The 18,182-nt window shown below is 40.8% G+C and carries 16 protein-coding genes, 1 tRNA gene and 2 pseudogenes; 6 read left to right on the plus strand and 13 right to left on the minus strand.

Annotated elements, in window-relative coordinates; translation table 11 throughout:
* Positions 1-190 precede the first annotated feature (190 nt).
* A complete protein-coding gene (locus tag MCO_RS07300; RefSeq protein WP_007553496.1) occupies positions 191-1,099 on the minus strand; it encodes a cation diffusion facilitator family transporter in 909 nt (302 codons plus the stop codon).
* A 725-nt stretch (positions 1,100-1,824) separates the two neighbouring features.
* On the opposite strand from MCO_RS07300, the pseudogene MCO_RS07305 reads away from it, so the two are divergent.
* Positions 1,825-2,634 (plus strand): annotated as a pseudogene (locus MCO_RS07305) (TrmH family RNA methyltransferase).
* A gap of 71 nt (positions 2,635-2,705) precedes the next feature.
* Here MCO_RS07305 and mnmA read toward each other — a convergent pair.
* Positions 2,706-3,914 carry a tRNA 2-thiouridine(34) synthase MnmA gene (gene mnmA / locus MCO_RS07310; RefSeq protein ID WP_007553498.1) on the minus strand — a complete coding sequence of 403 codons (1,209 nt, stop codon included), beginning with the start codon at positions 3,912-3,914 and terminating at the stop codon, positions 2,706-2,708.
* A gap of 349 nt (positions 3,915-4,263) precedes the next feature.
* On the opposite strand from mnmA, the gene MCO_RS07315 reads away from it, so the two are divergent.
* Complete coding sequence (locus MCO_RS07315) at positions 4,264-4,539, plus strand: DUF1153 domain-containing protein (RefSeq protein WP_007553500.1); 276 nt, start codon at positions 4,264-4,266, stop codon at positions 4,537-4,539.
* Between the two features lie 132 nt (positions 4,540-4,671).
* Here the strand turns inward: MCO_RS07315 and MCO_RS07320 are convergent, their stop codons facing one another.
* The gene (locus MCO_RS07320) at positions 4,672-5,058 is read right to left on the minus strand and encodes a hypothetical protein (protein WP_007553501.1); all 387 of its coding nucleotides are present in this window, start codon (positions 5,056-5,058) and stop codon (positions 4,672-4,674) included.
* A 566-nt stretch (positions 5,059-5,624) separates the two neighbouring features.
* Here MCO_RS07320 and ctrA point away from each other — a divergent pair.
* The gene (gene ctrA, locus MCO_RS07325; RefSeq protein WP_007553502.1) at positions 5,625-6,326 is read left to right on the plus strand and encodes a response regulator transcription factor CtrA; all 702 of its coding nucleotides are present in this window, start codon (positions 5,625-5,627) and stop codon (positions 6,324-6,326) included.
* A 128-nt stretch (positions 6,327-6,454) separates the two neighbouring features.
* Here the strand turns inward: ctrA and chpT are convergent, their stop codons facing one another.
* Positions 6,455-7,093: a histidine phosphotransferase ChpT gene (gene chpT / locus MCO_RS07330; RefSeq protein WP_007553503.1), complete on the minus strand. Its 639-nt coding sequence runs from the start codon at positions 7,091-7,093 to the stop codon at positions 6,455-6,457.
* Between the two features lie 217 nt (positions 7,094-7,310).
* Between chpT and MCO_RS07335 the strand changes: the two genes are divergently transcribed.
* Complete coding sequence (locus tag MCO_RS07335; protein ID WP_007553504.1) at positions 7,311-7,907, plus strand: DUF1134 domain-containing protein; 597 nt, start codon at positions 7,311-7,313, stop codon at positions 7,905-7,907.
* Positions 7,908-7,933: 26 nt separating this feature from the next.
* Positions 7,934-8,584 (plus strand): annotated as a pseudogene (locus MCO_RS10255) (hypothetical protein).
* Between the two features lie 180 nt (positions 8,585-8,764).
* Here the strand turns inward: MCO_RS10255 and MCO_RS07350 are convergent.
* On the minus strand, positions 8,765-9,880 hold the full coding sequence (locus tag MCO_RS07350; protein WP_007553507.1) for a DegT/DnrJ/EryC1/StrS aminotransferase family protein: 1,116 nt from the start codon (positions 9,878-9,880) through the stop codon (positions 8,765-8,767).
* 49 nt (positions 9,881-9,929) lie between these two features.
* Positions 9,930-10,886 carry a Gfo/Idh/MocA family protein gene (locus tag MCO_RS07355; protein WP_007553508.1) on the minus strand — a complete coding sequence of 319 codons (957 nt, stop codon included), beginning with the start codon at positions 10,884-10,886 and terminating at the stop codon, positions 9,930-9,932.
* Positions 10,887-11,055: 169 nt separating this feature from the next.
* Here MCO_RS07355 and MCO_RS07360 point away from each other — a divergent pair.
* Positions 11,056-11,132 (plus strand) — tRNA-Met (locus MCO_RS07360).
* Between the two features lie 318 nt (positions 11,133-11,450).
* Here MCO_RS07360 and MCO_RS07365 read toward each other — a convergent pair.
* The 7 genes from MCO_RS07365 to MCO_RS07395 form a co-directional block, all read right to left on the minus strand.
* Positions 11,451-12,440, minus strand: a complete 990-nt coding sequence (locus MCO_RS07365) for a phage late control D family protein (protein WP_007553509.1) — start codon at positions 12,438-12,440, stop codon at positions 11,451-11,453.
* The gene (locus MCO_RS07370; protein ID WP_007552461.1) at positions 12,440-12,694 is read right to left on the minus strand and encodes a tail protein X; all 255 of its coding nucleotides are present in this window, start codon (positions 12,692-12,694) and stop codon (positions 12,440-12,442) included. Before MCO_RS07370 ends, MCO_RS07365 begins: the two co-directional genes overlap by 1 nt.
* Entirely contained in the window at positions 12,691-13,122 is a 432-nt protein-coding gene (locus MCO_RS07375) for a phage tail protein (RefSeq protein WP_007552667.1), read from the minus strand. The genes MCO_RS07370 and MCO_RS07375 overlap by 4 nt, the downstream gene beginning before the upstream one ends.
* Positions 13,123-13,169: 47 nt before the next feature.
* Positions 13,170-15,512, minus strand: a complete 2,343-nt coding sequence (locus MCO_RS07380; protein ID WP_007553510.1) for a phage tail tape measure protein — start codon at positions 15,510-15,512, stop codon at positions 13,170-13,172.
* A 131-nt stretch (positions 15,513-15,643) separates the two neighbouring features.
* Entirely contained in the window at positions 15,644-16,054 is a 411-nt protein-coding gene (locus MCO_RS07385; RefSeq protein ID WP_007553511.1) for a hypothetical protein, read from the minus strand.
* Positions 16,055-16,077: 23 nt separating this feature from the next.
* A complete protein-coding gene (locus MCO_RS07390; protein WP_007553512.1) occupies positions 16,078-16,596 on the minus strand; it encodes a phage major tail tube protein in 519 nt (172 codons plus the stop codon).
* Positions 16,593-17,894, minus strand: coding sequence for a phage tail sheath C-terminal domain-containing protein (locus MCO_RS07395; RefSeq protein WP_007553513.1), 1,302 nt, complete (start codon positions 17,892-17,894; stop codon positions 16,593-16,595). Before MCO_RS07395 ends, MCO_RS07390 begins: the two co-directional genes overlap by 4 nt.
* Positions 17,895-18,182 lie beyond the last annotated feature (288 nt).

Consider the following 18,182-nt stretch of genomic DNA (forward strand, 5'->3'; position numbering starts at 1 on the left):
ACGAAAATATCTTTTTGTTCATATCCCTCTAAATAATAGTTCAGCCTCTTCCTCACTCTAAAAGAAAGAAATTTTTAACTACCCATCTGATTATAGATTAATTCCTTTCGAGTCTGTTCCATCAGGCTTTATATCACTATCCTGAAACTCAATATTTTACGTTACTACAGATAATTGGGAAAAATCTTTTTTATATAAAAGGAATCACCGTTGTACCTAAAGGCAACTTAGCTTCATCTTCAGGCTCGACATGAATAGAAATACGCACATTATCAAATTCTTTTTGAAGAACCCCTTCAATTTTATCGCAAATTTGATGAGCTTCTCCCACCGACATTGCAGCTGGGACAACCAAATGAAACTCTATAAAAGTGACTCTACCAGAGACACGCGTAAGCAAATCATGCACTTCAAGTGCACCATGTGCATTTGCAGAAATAAGCTCACGAATTCGCATCGTTTCATTCAATTCAACTCCAACATCCATTAAGCCTTGAATAGCACTCCTAATCACCTTCCAGCCTTGTAAAAGAATATTAACGGCAACAATTATCGCTAAAATCGGGTCCAAAACACTCCATCCACCCACAAAACCAGCAACCAGACCAATTAAAATAGCAAGTGACGTAAAAACATCTGTTATGAAATGTATTCCATCAGCTTTAAGAGCTGGTGAACGGTGAATTTTTCCCTGCTTCATTAAAATCCAACCCCACATATAGTTTATAACACTTGCAACAAGATGAATAACAAGCCATATCCCAGGCTTTTGCAATAATTTCACGGTTGAAAGAGCAACCCATGCTTCTCTTAAAATAATAATTGCTGCGATAATGATTAGGATTCCTTCAAGAATCGCAGAAAAATATTCGGCTTTATGATGTCCAAAAGGATGATCATGATCTGCTGGCTTCATACTGATTTTAACAGCCCACCATGCTGCCAATGCAGCAAGTATATTTACAATGGATTCTAAGGCATCAGAATAAAGTGCAACAGAATCAGTAATGTAATATGCCCAATATTTCAAAGCAAAAACGATACAAGCGACGAAAATAGAGTATAAGGTCAAGCTTTGTATATTGATTTTTACATCCATAACCACACCCTCTTCTTCACGCAATAAAACCTAACACTTCTCACAATATCCCTATGATATTTTTGACATGACACCAATATTTCTTCAATATCACAGAAGTTTTACAATACAATAAATGACTCTCTCAACCTACCATTGTTATTGCAATAACTGTCCTATGATTATACAATATAACGCGAGGAACGGAAGTAACATGGATATAACTCAAACCAACAGCCCTTAAGAAAAATCACCTGTTATTTTTCTCAAATGCATCATTTGTACGCATCATCATTCAATTTTTTATGATCATAAAACCATTTAACAAATCGACATAATCGCGCGAAGCATAAAAAGACCGCTTAGCGTTCTGTTGCAATTTTATACTTCAACTGTATCAAAAAAATATGACTGCTAAAACAACTTAAAAACCATTTTCAGGAACGAAAAAAGAATACCAAAAAAAAAGAATCTGGGCATTGGGGACCCAGATTCTTTTCCCTTAGAAATTAAGGGTATGCAGAGCTCAGGAAATAGCGGGGACCTAAAACCCTGCACCCGATGCGAAAACAAAACACATTGTACCGCCCTCGGTGTTTTCTGTATATATCAATGGTTGCACCATGTCAACATAAATTCTACCCTAGGTTTAAAATAATGTTTTTTTCGTCTTTCTCTTCAAAAATAAAGCAAATATTTAACATCCGGCAATTTAGAAAAAAGAACTTTTAAAGCCCCATACGCATTTGAATATCACCACAATCTATGAAACTGATGGTCCACGTTTGAGAGACTACCACAATATCCGTGAAAAAGATCTTGTTGGACGACAAAATCAATTTATTGCTGAAGGCAAAATAATATTGTCGGTATTGTTGCATTCGAAAGAGTTTTCAGCTCTCTCTCTGCTTATTGTGACAGAATGTCTTCCTAGATTTATACCCCTTTTAGGAAAAACATAGCCAACATGTCTCATTTATTGCATTCCACAAAAAGTTATGGATAATATCGTGGGATTCCATGTTCATCGTGGTGTGCTCGGTATCGGTAAACGCAAAACGCTACTATCATTACAAAATTTTTTACAAGATCTCCCAGAAAAAGTCTTGATTCTGGTTTTGTGTGGCATCTCTAATCACGATAATATGGGTGCTATTTTTCGCAATGCAGCTGCCTTTGCCAGTAATGGCATTATCGTTGATAAAACTTCATGCGATCCACTTTACCGCGAATCAATCAGAGTTTCTGCTGGTGCAGCTCTCAAGACGCCCTACGCACAAGGCGCCGATATTAATGACATTATAACAGCTTTACAGGATGTAGATTTTCATATTTATGCGCTTTCTCCCTCTAGCCCATACACTCTCAAGCAAGCAAAAATAACAAACAGAACAGCCATTATTTTGAGAACAGAAGGGAATGGCTTACCAAACCATGTACTACAAAAATCAGACACCTTACATATTCCGATGGCTCATGACTTCGACAGCCTCAATGTTGCCACAGAATCAGGTATTGCACTCGCCCATTTTAGTGATTCTGATAAACTCTCTTAAAGATTGATAACACTTTAATTTGTAAAAAATACCCGATGAAAATGCCACTTTTATTTATAAGAAATGGTAGTTTAAATTTTGGAAGAGACAGTAGCTTTTGTTTCTAGATTGCACAAAACGCGCTTCAACATCCCTTCAGCACCGGCAGCACGTTCTGAATGAGTAACAAATCCACCTCCAAGAACACGTGCTCCATCACCTTTTCCATTATAAAAAACACAAGCTTGCCCTGGTGCCACACCGTTTTCACGCTCCAACAATTCAACGGAAAAAACACCGTCTTGATAATATACGCGAGCAAGATGGGGTGGACGTGTTGAACGAACTTTTACAGCAACCTCAACACCATCAGAAGGGAAATTATCTAATTGCTCATCACCAAGCCAATTTACATCACGCAAAAAAAGCTTATATGTTTCCAACATTTCACGCGGTCCAACAACAACACGCGCATTTTCTACATCGAGATAAATCACATAAAGCGCTTCACCCGTTGCAACACCAATACCACGACGCTGACCAACAGTATAATTAACAATCCCCGAATGTTTTCCTAAAACCTGTCCATTAATATGCACAATAACCCCAGGATTAGCGGCTTCTGGACGTAATTTTGTGATAACATCAGAATATTTTCCTTGTGGAACAAAACAAATATCTTGGCTGTCATGCTTATTAGCAACAACAAACCCCATTTCTGCTGCTATTTCACGAACACGTGCTTTCGGAAGATCACCAAGGGGAAAACGCAAATAATCAATCTGCTCTTGTGTCGTTGCAAAAAGAAAATAACTCTGATCGCGATCAATATCGAGAGGACGAAAGAGTGCCCGATGTATTCCATTGGGACGCGAGCGAATATAATGCCCTGTTGCCAAAGCATCCGCACCTAATTGGCGCGCAGTTGCTAATAAATCAGCAAACTTGACAGTCTGATTGCATGCCACGCAGGGTATGGGCGTTTCTCCATGTGCATAACTTTCTGCAAAAGGATTAATCACAGCTTCGCGAAATCGCTCTTCATAATCAAGAACATAATGAGGTATTCCCAGTGTCTCTGCCACGCGACGCGCATCTTCAATATCTTGTCCGGCACAACATGCCCCCACACGATGTGTTACAGCACCATAATCATAAAGCTGCAAAGTAATCCCAACGACATCATACCCTTCCTTTTTTAGAAGACCTGCAACAACAGATGAATCAACCCCACCAGACATTGCCACAACAATGCGGGAATTTTCAGGTTTGCTTGGCAAATCAAGACTGTTCAAAAACATGTTTCATTCTCTATTGAAATGCGCATCTTTTTGCTCATTTTCCTATGTGCACTCTGTCACTTGTCCTTTTTTATAGCTTTTTTATACTCTCCACAACCAGTAGTGTAAACTTTACTTTAAAGCAGCTGCAAACGAAAAAAGAGTGATAAAAATAAGGCACAATAAAAATCCTTTTTGTTTTTTAAAAAATGCAACAAAAACATGGTAATAGACCATTCTATGCACCTCACTCTGCACCATATTTTGACCTACTGGCTTAATTTATTAATTTTTTTTCAAGGTGTTTAGCTCTTTTTTAAATTTCATGTTTTACAAACGAATCAAGTCCTTGACTAAAGTAGAGGATACAATGACTACTTTGATAAAAGCACAAATGAAATATGTTATTGGGCCAGATGGAAGTCCACTTACAATCGCCGATCTACCGCCGAAAACAACACGGCGTTGGGTAATTCGTCGCAAAGCTGAAGTTGTTGCGGCTGTCAGGGGTGGATTGTTAAGTCTTGATGAAGCGTGTCAACGCTATACTTTGACCGTAGAAGAATTTCTTTCATGGCAAAGTTTGATAGATGAACACGGTTTAGCTGGATTACGAACGACCAGAATCCAACATTACAGGCATTAGTTACTACTGATAATGATTCAATATCGGCTCTATAATACCCTTAAAACAGCCAAGCTTTTATCAAGTTTGGCTGTTTTTATCTTTTCAGCGCATAAACATCTTAACAAATTTATTTTCAAACAAAAATTTCTATCATCCAGCCATTGAATTAGATTGAATTAAAATACAATCATCATCGATTTTTGCCTTCTTTTCCCGCGTCTCCAAAAGCTGTGCGCGTTGCAACTCTGTTTTAACTTCATGGAGAGCAATTTCAGCATTTGTTTTTTGAAGCTGCAAATCACGAATCGAATTTATAAGATTATCACGCCTCTGTCGTGCTGCACGAGCAAAAGCAGAATAAGCAAAATGGTGAACATCATTATTTCCAGATTTACGTTCTTCGTTAATAATTTGCGCTTCCAATTCTAACACCATTTGCTCAAACTCTGCGATCATCATCTCAAGCTGTGCAACTTCACGATGCTTCCCACGCATTTGAAACATCCTCAATTGCACCATACTTTCCCGTGGCTTCATACTTTCTACTCCTTGATTGCGCCAACCCAAAATTTGCTTCCACACTCTTACATATATTTCTCATTACACTCGTTCTGATGAAAACTGTGTATTTCTTAACTCAAAATTATAATTTTTCTCCTCCCAAAGCACCTGCAAACACAATCTGCCTTAAAGTGAAATAACTATTTCTTTACTTTTCACCCCCATTGTAGAATGCAGAGACTTAAAGCTCCGTAAATAAACACTGAAATTGTAAAAAAGTAATTCAAAATAATCTTTTATAAATTTTTTTAAGCCAAAGTTATCGGAAAAAGCACTTGATTTTTTTATTAAATTAAAAAATGTGCGATTTTTCTAAAATAATTTTATAGCCTCTTTCAAAAATAAAAATATTTTGTTAACCACTATAATAGATAGTGGGGAATTCAGTGGTGATTTGTTGCGCGTACTACTGAAATGTTCATAAACACTTGTATTGTAAGTGTTTGATTTTATGAATTGTTTTTTATAAACAGTGGTTTTACCAACTGTTATAAAATAAAAACGCTCCTTTTGATTCGGAGGAGCAAAGTGAGGGATCTAAGATGCGCGTATTACTAATTGAAGATGATAAAGCAACTACTCAAAGCATTGAGTTAATGCTAAAGTCAGCAAACTTTAATGTCTATATCACTGATCTAGGTGAAGAAGGAGTCGATTTAGGTAAACTTTATGATTATGATATCATTTTGCTTGATTTGAATCTCCCTGATATGTCAGGGTATGATGTTTTGCGGACCTTAAGATTAGCAAAAATAAAAACTCCTGTTCTCATCCTTTCCGGCATGAATGCCATTGAAGACAAGGTACGTGGTTTTGGCTTTGGTGCAGATGATTATATGACAAAGCCCTTCCATAAAGATGAGCTCGTTGCGCGTATTCATGCAGTTGTTCGTCGCTCTAAAGGGCATGCACAATCGGTTATTGTTACCGGCGATCTTACCGTTAACCTTGATGCAAAAACGGTCGAAGTCGCTGGGCGTCCCGTTCATTTAACTGGTAAAGAGTATCAAATGCTAGAGCTTCTCTCTCTACGCAAAGGTACTACACTTACCAAAGAAATGTTTCTCAATCATCTCTACGGTGGGATGGATGAACCAGAACTTAAAATTATCGATGTCTTTATCTGTAAATTGCGAAAGAAATTGGAAGCGGTCTCTTCTCATGTGAACTACATCGATACAGTTTGGGGACGTGGTTACGTGTTACGTGATCCAGTTGAAGAAAACGTACGTCAAACCGCTTAAACAGTGAAAATGCACATTGTAAAATCTCGGAGTGTAGCGGGCCGGGATTTTTCTCTATGACAATAAAGGCTCGCACACTAATACAATCTAAACCCTCTTTTTACATGGCTTAAGTAGTTTTATTTTGTTTAAAGCTTTTTCACACTTTCCAAAATAACACAACTGTCAGTTTCTTCGATATTTATTTTCATATCTGTCATCTCAGCAAGTAACATTGTGTAATAAAATTGGATGACATGAGCATCGATAAGTTCTTCCTGAATGTTCCCATTATATAACGCAATAAAATGAGAAGGAATACGTAAAGTTTTCCCGCAAATCTCAAATCGAAAAAAACGCTCATTTTCATCTTGCAAAATCATAACCACAATTTCTCCCCCACGAGAAATCGTTGCGTTTGCAATCAATAACAAATTAAGCAAAAGTTTAATTTCATTTTTTGGTAAAAGTAGAGCAGGAGCTTGCCATTTTAAAATTGCTTTTTCTTCCTTCATATATTGTTGAACAACTTTTTCAGCAGAACGTGTATCTATTTGTCCCCCACTTGCTCCTGCAAAACCAAAAGCCAATCGCGCAAATTGTAGACGTGCAGAAGCACTCGCAACGGACCAACGCACCAATTGCAAAGCATCTTCTTCAGCTCCCCCTTCATCATAGAGCTCCATTGCATTTTGAATAGCACCAACGGGTGAAATCAAATCATGGCAAATACGGCTACAAAGCAAAGCAGCAAGATCCATAGGCTTCAAAGCAACAGCTAACGTCATAATTATTGAGAACTCCTAGATTAAAATAAGCTTCCTTTTAAAGCAAAATTCTTAACATCCAATGCATACATATGAGATGCTTTAACAATTACGCTAAAAATTTTTTTCAGAAACAAATTCAAGAATTTAAATAACCTTACATCTTATTTTTTGTTTGAATAGAATGAAAATCCTAATATTATCTTTTTGTTTGTAACTAATAAAAGGGAAAAACTCTATGACTCTCTTTCTTCTAACGCGCAGATACAAAAGTATTGTATCTATGATCTTCCTTTTATTCGTAATCATAAACACTGCAAATGCCCAACTCCGACCAATAGAACAAAACCAACTCCATTATTCGCTACAAGAAATTATCGATTCTGGTCATACTTTTTTTGGAAAAACTACCAGCGGTATAGCAGTAGCAATTCAAAATATCTTTTCACAATACGGTCATCCAAATGCCTATATTTTAGGGGAAGAAGCTTCTGGTGCTTTCTTTGCTGGATTAACCTATGGCGAAGGAAAGCTTTTTACCAAAAACTACGGTCAGCATAAAGTTTTTTGGCAAGGACCTTCTGTAGGATGGGATTTTGGCGGACAAGGTTCCCGTTTAATGATCTTAGTTTACGACCTTAATAATATAAATAATTTATGGGGACGCTATGGTGGTATTTCAGGTTCGGCCTATTTAATTGCAGGTGTTGGCTTTCATGTCCTCAAGCGGCACAATGTCTTGCTAATTCCAGTACGTACAGGAATTGGCGCACGTCTTGGCATTAATATAGGATATTTAAAATTAACACCCAAACCGACATGGAATCCATTTTAAACGAACTCTCATTGAAAAGGAAATTTATGCTTATACAATCATTTCTTTTTTTTATTCTTGGAGTCGCTTCCACTTCTTGGTTGCTTGTGCTTCTTGCTCCTCTTATTTGGCGTAGAGCTCTGCATTTTGCACATAAAGTTGTTTCTGTACAAATTCCGTCATCACACACTGAGATACAAGCAAACTATGATTTTCTCTGTGCTCAACACGCTGTAGAACTAGTACGTTGTGAACAAAAATACGACTCTTTGCAAAAAAAATATGCTAGACAAAAAATACAACTTAGCCAAGTAACAGAACAACTTTATCAATTAAATCTCTCCACACAAAACACTTCGTCTTCCTCCAAAGAAACTGTTCCAATCGAATAAAATGTTATCACAACAAACACTTTCATAATGGAAATCAAAACTATGCGTGAAAAAATCGCCCATTATCAGCAACGTTTACAAAAAATTCAAACCAATGGACTTGACACCACAACGTGCCATCAACTCCTAGATGAACTGCGTGAAGAAACAAAAGAATTAGCAGCAACATTAGCTGCCCAAATAGCACTACAGGAGGGTGAATCATCACCCATCAACACATTGATCAAAAGCTCAAAAAGCAACAATGACCTAGCAGCACGTATTCGCAAAAAAATACACCGCATCTCCCAAAAAACTCTTACATAAGTTGCCTTTTAAAATGGCTTAAAAAATATTGGGATTAGTTAATATTGAAACAGTCTTTACAAGATATGAGCGCCCCTCTTAACAGAACTCTCGCTAATTTTAACTTTATTTTTTAATTAAAACACAAAGGGCACCTTTTAAAGCATAACTGAAATAAAACTCACCGTTAAAATAATAACTTTAAAGATAAAAATCTCTGATTCGCTGAATAACCATATCTTGATCAGTTTTCGTCAAATAAGGGTGCATTGGTAAACTTAAAACACAATTTCCAAGAGATTCAGAAACTGAAAGAGAACCTTTTACATAAGGAAAGTGTTTATAAGCTAACTGTTTATGTAATGGAGTTTTATAATAAATCATTGTAGGAATAGAATTTTCCTGTAAATAATCCTTTAATTTGTCGCGATCTTCCACCCTAATAGTATATTGTGCATAGGCACAACGCTCTTCCTCTTCCACTTCTGGAACTGTGACAATATCTCTTAAATTATTAGAATAGTATTGAGCAATGTCCACACGCTTTTCTATCTCATCTTCAAAGATAACAAACTTTTCTAGCAAAATTGCAGCCTGAATGGTATCTAGACGTGAATTCATACCAATACGCACATTGTCATATTGTGTTTCACCTTTACCATGAAACAGAATAGAACGTAAAAGTACTGCTAAATTATCATCATTTGTCATCATAGCACCCCCATCGCCATAACACCCTAATGGTTTAGCAGGATAAAAACTTGTCGCAGCCACATCACCAAAAGCTCCGCACATAATATTACCGCTTCTTCCCCCCATAGATTGCGCAGCATCTTCAATAACAAAAAGATTTTCCTCTGCTGCCACTTTAGAAATTTGCGTATAATCAGCAGGAAGCCCAAACAAATCAACAGCAATAATTGCCTTTGGTTTGAGACGCCCCTCTTTTTTGATCATCTTGATCGCTTCAGAAAGTTTACCAACGTCAATATTGAATGTATTAGGCAAAACATCAACAAAAACAGGTTCAGCACCTACCAAAGCAACCACTTCAGCAGTTGCCGAAAACGTGAAACTAGGACAAAAAACAGCATCACCTGAACCAATATTTTTAGCCATAAGAGGTATTTTCAACGCATCAGTGCCATTAGCGCACGCAACTACATGCTTGACACCAAGATAATCTGCCAAGCGATCTTCAAATTCCGTTACCTTCGGCCCTAAAATATATTGACCGCTGGAGACCACATGCGCAATTGCATTATTAATTTTATCTTCGATGCGCAAGCGTTGCGCTGCAAGGTCGATGAATTGCATATTAACTCCATTGATAGTTATACCCGTGTGAAATCACTACTCATCTCCTTTATCCATGATAATTAATATGAGCAGCAGTCAAAATTCTTAAAACAGCAACAGCTTCATTACCATTTGTACGAGGTGCTTGACGCGTCTCAATACAATGAAGAAAATGCTGCAATTCATAAGTTAATGGCAAACCTTCACAAAGTTCAATATAATTCAGCTCATCCGTGCTAAAATTCCACTCTTTACCTTCTTGCCAAACAATAAAAGGATGCAACGCTAATTTACTGCTCCACGGCTTCATATCATCAAAGACAAGCATAGCCTTTGTACCAACAATTGTTAAGCGCCTTTCACGATAGGGACTGAGACGTGAAGCAAAAAGGTGGCTACGTATACCATTGGGAAAGACCATATGAACATGTGCTAAATCAGAGAGCTTATCAACCACAGCAGCCCCCTCTCCGCGAACTTCAGAAGGTTCACAACCTGTCAAAGCCAAAATCATTGAAAGATCATGAGGAGCAAGATCCCATAAAGCATCACTTTGTGTATGAAATTTGCCAAAGCCTAATCGATGAGAATAAATATAACGCACATCCCCCAGTTCTCCCTTTGCCACCAACTCACATATTTTTTCAAAAGCAGGGTGAAATCGCAAAATATGCCCTACCATAAAAATGCGCCCATATTCACCGGCAACCTGCACTTGACGTTCAGCATCAGAAATATTCAAGGCTATTGGTTTTTCAACCAAGACATCTTTACCATTTTTAACAGCACGCAGAACATTTTCTGTATGAAATTGCGGAGGCAATGCCAACACCAGCGCATCAATATCTTTATGAGTAAAAAGATCTTTAGGCGCAATGGCTTTAACACCATACATAGAAGCAAACTGCGCAGAGCGCTCAACATCTATATCAGAAACTGCTACTAAAGCTCCAAGCTCTTGAAGTGTACGTATATGATTTTCACCCCAAGAACCGCATCCTAAAACCGCTACACGTGGCACCATTTTATGCCTTACCCTACTCATCATATAAAAAACATACTCCCATTCATTCCATATCGAGGATGAAACAGAATGACAAGAGAAAAGCTTAAAAACGACGCTTGACATCTCACTATTCTACCTCTTATATCCGCAAAGGATGATATAAGTTGCAATCATATCTCTCTATTTTGGCGGAGTAGCTCAGTAGGTTAGAGCAGAGGAATCATAATCCTTGTGTCGGGGGTTCAAATCCCTCCTCCGCTACCATCTTCTTTTCAGTGTGTAGTGTAGCTGTATGTAGCTTGTTGTATGTAGTGTAGCTTGACGGCTGTAGCTTGACTGTAGCTTGACGGCAGGTTTTGTATATTTTGCCACTAGGTTTTGTACCAATTTATTTTTTTTCAAAAAGTTTTTTAGGGGTTCTCAAAGGGTCTTCAAAGGTCTTTCAAAGGGTATTTAAAGAGCCTTTAATGCATATTTTTCTCTTCTCCTAAAAAGTGCAAACTTTACACTTTGAATCTAAGAGTGCTTCACAACCAATCGAAGGTTGAACTTGCCCCTTTGGTGATCTGTTTCCAACAACTTCTATTCTTTGTTGCTTTGTTTTCCCTTGTTTGGAGCTTCGAGGGTGATTTCTGTTGTGTAACCGCTTTGCTTGTCATAGCGGTGGGTAACGGTTGCGGCTTTCCATGAACCATTGATTTCGCCACGAAACCCTTGCAATAAAAGAGGTTGGTCGGCCATGATTTCTGGACGCCCCGCAAGGGACAAAGAACCACTGCCTACAGCACGGCATAATCGGTCTGATTCTGAGGCAGCAGCAGCCAGAGCTTCTTCCTCACAGGTGTAGCAATTGCGCAAGCGACGCATGGGACCGCTAAAACCTGTCTGATGTTTGACTTGCCATTGCTGCCCTTGGGAGCGGTCAAAATAAAAAGCTTCAATGCTGCCATATTGCGTGCGCGGCTCAAGGGTAAATTCCCAGCTGGAACAGTCATGTTTATGGATGTCGAGGGCTGGTAAATTCTCTCCGCTTAAAAATAAAAACTTATTATCCTTGATTAAAAAACGCGCCTGCATCCGATCGGCAAGGCGGGTTAAAAAATCAACAGCCGATTGATCTGTACGAATCACATAAGGCAAAGTTTGTTGAGTGAACTGAGGACTAATCTTTGCTTGATAGCCATGGCGTTTGGCTAATGTCTCAACAATCTCGCCAACAGTTTTGTGGTCAAAATGTTCGCTTGTTTGTTCTTTGAGTTCTTTACGCATCGAAGCGCTTTTGCCACAAAGGCGCAATATCTCTCCCTCACTGCCACCGGAACTGATCACCGATTCGACAACAAAACGCCCCATAGAAGCACTGATGCTGTTCTCATAGCCAAAGATCACTTGCAGTGCACTGTTGCTTTGCGGAACCTCTAAATCATTGCCACTATCGTCAAACTCTGCTTCAAAGCTATCAGCTTCATTGCCGGCATGATCTGTGATGGTTGCCGTTAAAAGACGCTGGTAAAAAACCTCATGAACAGGTTTGTCTCCCACTTTGACCACAATAAAAGGGTGTGTGCGCATTAATCCCATAGCCGCTTCACCATGCTTTGGGGATTGTGAAGTGCAAATTCAGGCAAGAGAACGGTTAAGCCCCGCGGCAAAAGAGCACCATATTTAGCAATCTCTGGATTGGCTTCCAAGGTAGATTCTAAGTAGCCGCTTACAGCTCCAACTTGGATGTGCTCCCCTAACACAGCCATGGCATGTTGAAAGCAGATCAGGTCTAAGCTCATATCCTCTAGCTCTACAACAACGCGCTTTTCTGGTATCTTCATTGCATATATCCTTGCGGTTTTCCCCCATTAAAAAAAGGCAAAAGACTAATGGAATAGCGAATGCGCTGGGATTGACCAGAGCGGGCGATAAAGTCGTGATCTTGACTGATGCTGGTGATCACCACGGGGCCATGGAGAATGGCACTATAGGTCGTATCATTGATCCAACGCAGCATCTGAACCGGCTTTGCGGCACGAATAGTTCTGGTGATGGCATCAATGGCTATACGATCACCAAATTCTTCTGGAAACAACACGCCATGAATGGTTTTGGGGTCATTGCCATAGCCGGTAAATTGCAAACTGGGTGCCTTGCCAAAACGCTCCATAGGAACCCATGAGGCAGAAAACTCTTCTTCAAAGGATTGGAAATTCAGCCAGTCCACATAAAATTGATGCGGACCTAACATCATCAAAGGATCTCTCATAGGCTCCCTCCCCTCATTCTGTTTCTGCCATTATTCACTCCCCGCTCTCATTCTGTTCCCCCATGTAGGGCATTGGCGCGTGCACGTTGCAAAGCGTGACTTACCGCACGACCGGTAGCAACGGGATCACGGGCACCATTGATATGCACTGTGACATTTTGATTGTGGGTGGTGGGAGAGCGGTCTTTCTCTCTTTGCTCTGGACCAGATGGATTTGCATGACCAGCACCCGCAAATTGTGCTATGGGTTGAATGGCTGTTTTGCCCCCAAGCCAACTGGGTAAATGAAACAGATCGGATAAATCAACGCTGCCAATCCATTCTCTGATGCGGCTTGGCAAAGATTTAAAAAAATCACTCAACTTTGTGATGGGTGCCATAAAGCCATCGACAATCCAATTGGCCAAGTCCTCCCCTGCTTGTTCCATACCGGCTTTGGCATCATCAGAAAGTTTTTCTTGGGCAAAAAAACTTCCCAACCAGCCCCAAAATTTAGTGATACTGTGCTTAAAACCCTCCCACACATTGCCAAACCCTTGAGAAACAGCGCCAAGACCCTGTTTGAACTTTTGCCAATGTTCAGAAAAGTCAAAAGCAGCAGTAATGGCGTTTTTCCATTTGGTGATGGTTGCGGTATCAGCACCAAAAAAGCGCATGACGGCTTCAAAGGCACGCCCAAGAGCGTGTGCTATTCCCCGTGCAAAGCCTTTAACAAAAGAAGAGAAACGATCCCAATATTTCCACAAAGCAAAACCAGCAGCAAGGATGACAGCCACAACAGTGGTAATCAGAGCCCCTATGGGGGTAAAAACAGTACCAACAACAGAGGCAATGCCAACCCCAACCACTTCTATCGCTGTCCCTACCCAAGCAAAAGAAGCGGCGAATGCACTGCTTGAGACCATAATCCCCCGAAACGCAGCCACTAAGAGAGTCATCGGTCGCAATAACCGTGCAAAACTGCCACCAAGACTTGCCGTCATTATTCCCAACGAGCGCCCTGAAGCGATAAGCGTGCCCCAGCTTGTTTTAAGATTGCCGCTCACACCACCAAGCTTGATAAAAGGGCCTACCAATTGAAGAAGCCCAAGCCGTGTACCAGCAAGGGTAAAGCGCAACACCCGCAGAGCAATATTAAAAGCCATCAGAGAAGCAATGGTTTTGATAATGGCGCTTGTTAAAGCTGGATGCGCATTGGCCCATGCCATAAGAACATTGATAAACCCACCAACACTTTCCATCAAACTGTTGACAGGGGGCAATAAGACTTCACCAATGGTAATTCCCAAAGCTATGATGCGGTTTTGCAAAAGTTCAAACTGCCTGATAGCACCGGTTGCTTGTTTGTCTGCTTCTTGCTCTACCGAGCCTTTAAAGACTTTTGGGTCTTCAACATATTTTAAAGCTTGCCCTAACAATTCAGGATTGCCAACCAATTTGGCAAAATCACCGGTAAAATCACGACCAGCAATGGCTATCAGGGAACGCATGCCCTGTTCGGATTTGGCTAAAACATCAAAAAAGTGCACCAAAGTGCCGGTGGCATCTTTGTCCAGATCTTGCATAAATTTTTGGCGGGAAAGCCCGATATTGGCAAAAGCATCTTCAATATGCTTGCCTCCTGCCTGTATGCGGGCACTCATGGCATTAAAACCACGCGCTGCACTCTCAGGTACAATACCAGCAGAAATCATTGCCGTACCAAAAGCAGCGGTTTCGCGGGCAGTGAGTTTAAACATAGTTGCTGCACCGGTGGCGCGATTGGTAAAGTCAGATACTTCGCTTGCCTTGGCGGCCATGTGGTTAGAGAGATGATTGATGGCATCACCTAAATCTTCAATCCCTGCTTGATTAAGCTTAAAGACATTGCGCAATTTGGCAAAACGCTCCCCAATCTGATCCCCCGTCATATCAAAGGCGACAGCTGCTTTAGCGGCGTAAATGCTAAAAGCTTCCAGATCTTGTTCGCCAATTCCTGCTTGGCTGGCACTGGTCATCAGTTCCAAAACTTCACGTGCTGCTAGCGGAATCTTGGTGGAGGTTTCCAAAGCAAAACGGCGCAATTCTTTTAAGCGATGAAGAGGAGCATCCAGAACCTTTTCCAAGCCTTTCATGGATTGATCAAATTGCATGGCTTTATAGAGGGGTGCAATCAAAGTTGCTGTTTGCGCAAGCGCACCCACCATGCGCCCACGCGCATGGTTGAAAGCATTTTCCGCATTCTTTGTCGCATCCTCAAGATGCTCAGGGTCAAACCAATTTTTAAAGTGCTGTCGTGTCTTGCTTTGGAAATGCGCAACATCTGAACTAAAGGCTGCAAGATCACGCTTGGCAGAAGCTATCCCCTCTTGCAGATGATTAACAAAACGCACAACAAGGGAAACATCCATAACAGCTCCTTATTCTAACCTATGGCTTTCATATTCTAGGTTTTTCAGGCGTGCTAATTCACTGCGATAGAAAATCACATCCAGCCAATCCATCTGATTGATCTCTGTAGCAGACCAGCGAAAGTAGAGCGCTAATTCTGCTCCAAATTGACCGGCAGACAGGATTGGCGTGGCGTAAAAAAAGCAAAAAAAGCCTTGAAGACAGCAATAATGTCAACAACATCCACACGATCAATCAATTCAACGGTTTCATGAGACATATCCGCCAAAAGCGCTGTAATCCCTTCTGTTGCCTCACTTGTGAACAAAATTTGAGAAAGCTTAGAGATAAGCACATCATTGGTGAATGTTTTTTGCTCTCCAAATTCAGGAAGCAGCAACTCTGTTAACTGTGGTCCAATCAACACGGCTAATTGCTTAGCTTGTTTGAAAGTGGGGCGATAAAAGGTCAGTTTCTTGCAGAGAGATTCTTTGCCACCTTTATCCTGATAAAGAAGTGGAACCTGCAATTCCACATCAATGCTGGTTTGTAAACTTGTCATGATCAATTCCTATGAATGAGAGCTTATAGATTGAGAATAGAGCGTCGACGCAAACCGATCTCTTGCCCGTTGCGCACAAGCCAACCGCCCCGTTTGAACGAAAAGCGGTGCAAAACAGCGCCATCCCAAAACTCCGTATAGTCCCAAACATTTTTGATCTCGCAATCATAGCCTGTTGCCTTGCCAGCCGTTAAGCCTTCACTATCGACTTTGACCAAGCGTCCTGTGACATCAATGGAATGTTCATGCTCTTGCCCATCTTCTTCAGAGATCACATGTTTTTTGCCGGTAAATTTATGACGAAGACCAGGGGGACCTCCAAAGATACCAATAATTTCGGGGGTGTGGCTACGGATTTTCATTTGCAAACCGAGAGCTTTCACACCAAGACCAGCAACATCAATTTGCATATCAGAACCGCCTGGTTGATAGGTTTCGGTGATTTCTTCCAGTGTGGGCAATTTAAGCGTTTCAAGATCGAGGTGAAGATTCACATCATCATCAACAATCAGCGTAAAACCGCGTACAATGCGTAAAGTCATGCTTCACTCCTTGCTGCTTTGCGATAAGTTTCAAGCGTATCGCCAAATTGATAGGTCATTTTCTTTTGGATATCTTGCGCCAACCGATCAAAATAAGCGCTATTGCGCCGGCTGGAGAAACTTAAATCTTCTAAAGGAGGCACTTCTTCGGCATCAAATTCCACCCGTAACTTTCCAAGCTGTAAAGTGCTGTTGGAATTTAAATCACGGTCAAACCAGACACGTCCTCCCAACAGCGCTCCACGGGCAATCATATCATCAAGAAAGCTGGTCAAAGAGCGGGTAATGGCAATGACATGTTGACCGGTCAGATTCTCATCATTGGCCCAAGGGCGGAAATTGTTGATGATGGTTTTTTCGAGTGCTGCACGGGTGCGCACCACATTGACAAAACGCCACAGTGGATCACTGGAGGTGGTATGGTTGCCCCATAAAATGCGTCCATTGGCAGCCATTTTCCCCTCAGATAACAAATGCGCATTTTGGCTAAGCCGTGCTGGTATAAAGGTAGCAATATCAGCTTGATTAAGACGATTTGCCTCATGATCGATTTCGCCATCAAAATAGCTAATGGGGCGTGCGGTTCCTAAAATGCCTTTAACATCTTGGTTAGAGGGAGACCAAAAAACACCTCCCCTTTGCTTATCACGTTTGATAAACATCGCCGCTGCAAAAGGACTTGCCGGTTTAACACTCCAACCACCCTCACTATTTGCCACCCGCACAAAGGGGTCAATCAGATAACAAAAGCGTGAAGAAAAATCTGCACGAAAGGCAAGGCTTTCTTCCGTGTTTTTACCTCCCGTATCAAAAACCGCAATCGCTTGCAGCTTTTCGGCAACCTGTTCAAGCGCATCTGCCACGGGGTTTTTACCATTATCAAGGCGCCCTGCACTATAAGCTGGTGCCAGTAAAATCCCAGGCTCTACCCCTAAATGACCCCTAGCGTGCGCTAAAGCCTGTACACCGGTCAAGGCGACGTTTGAGCCCACCATTTCAGCTTGTGTCTCAGCAATGGTTGATTTTTCTTCCACACGCACAAGGATAATTTGTGCCTCAATCCCTTGCACACATACAGCATTAATAATATCAAGAGCTGTACCTCTTTGCCCAAGCTTTTGGATTTTTTCACCCTCATGCGTAAAGAGAAGCACGGGCTCGTTGAGGGGGAAAATTTGGTTGTCAGCATCAGGGGCTGTAACAACCGCACCAATGGCGGTCTGATCAAATGTTGCTAAAGGACGGGAAACCTCACCAGCCTCTACAATGCGTATCCCATGATTAAATTCTGTTGCCATCTTGCTCTCCAAATCAATGAAGAAACAATAACAACAAGTGCACTCTCTCATAAGCCTGACACTGTCAGTCAAAAAGTCCCTTTAAAGGGCTTTAAAATGGTTTTATAAAGGGACTTTAAAGAAAGAAAATCATACAAGCCTTTAAGCTTTTGTACAATAAGCATCCCTCTATAACCTAGACTTGTTTTTCTTTCTCTTGCGGTTCTTTTAGGGGCTCTACGGATGTGTCTATCTCTACTTGTTCAGTAGATGAGAGCTGTTTTGTGTTTTCGTCCACCACGGGGGGAG

Origin of the sequence: Bartonella sp. DB5-6 (assembly GCF_000278115.1) — a bacterium.
GTDB classification, from domain to species: domain Bacteria; phylum Pseudomonadota; class Alphaproteobacteria; order Rhizobiales; family Rhizobiaceae; genus Bartonella; species Bartonella refiksaydamii.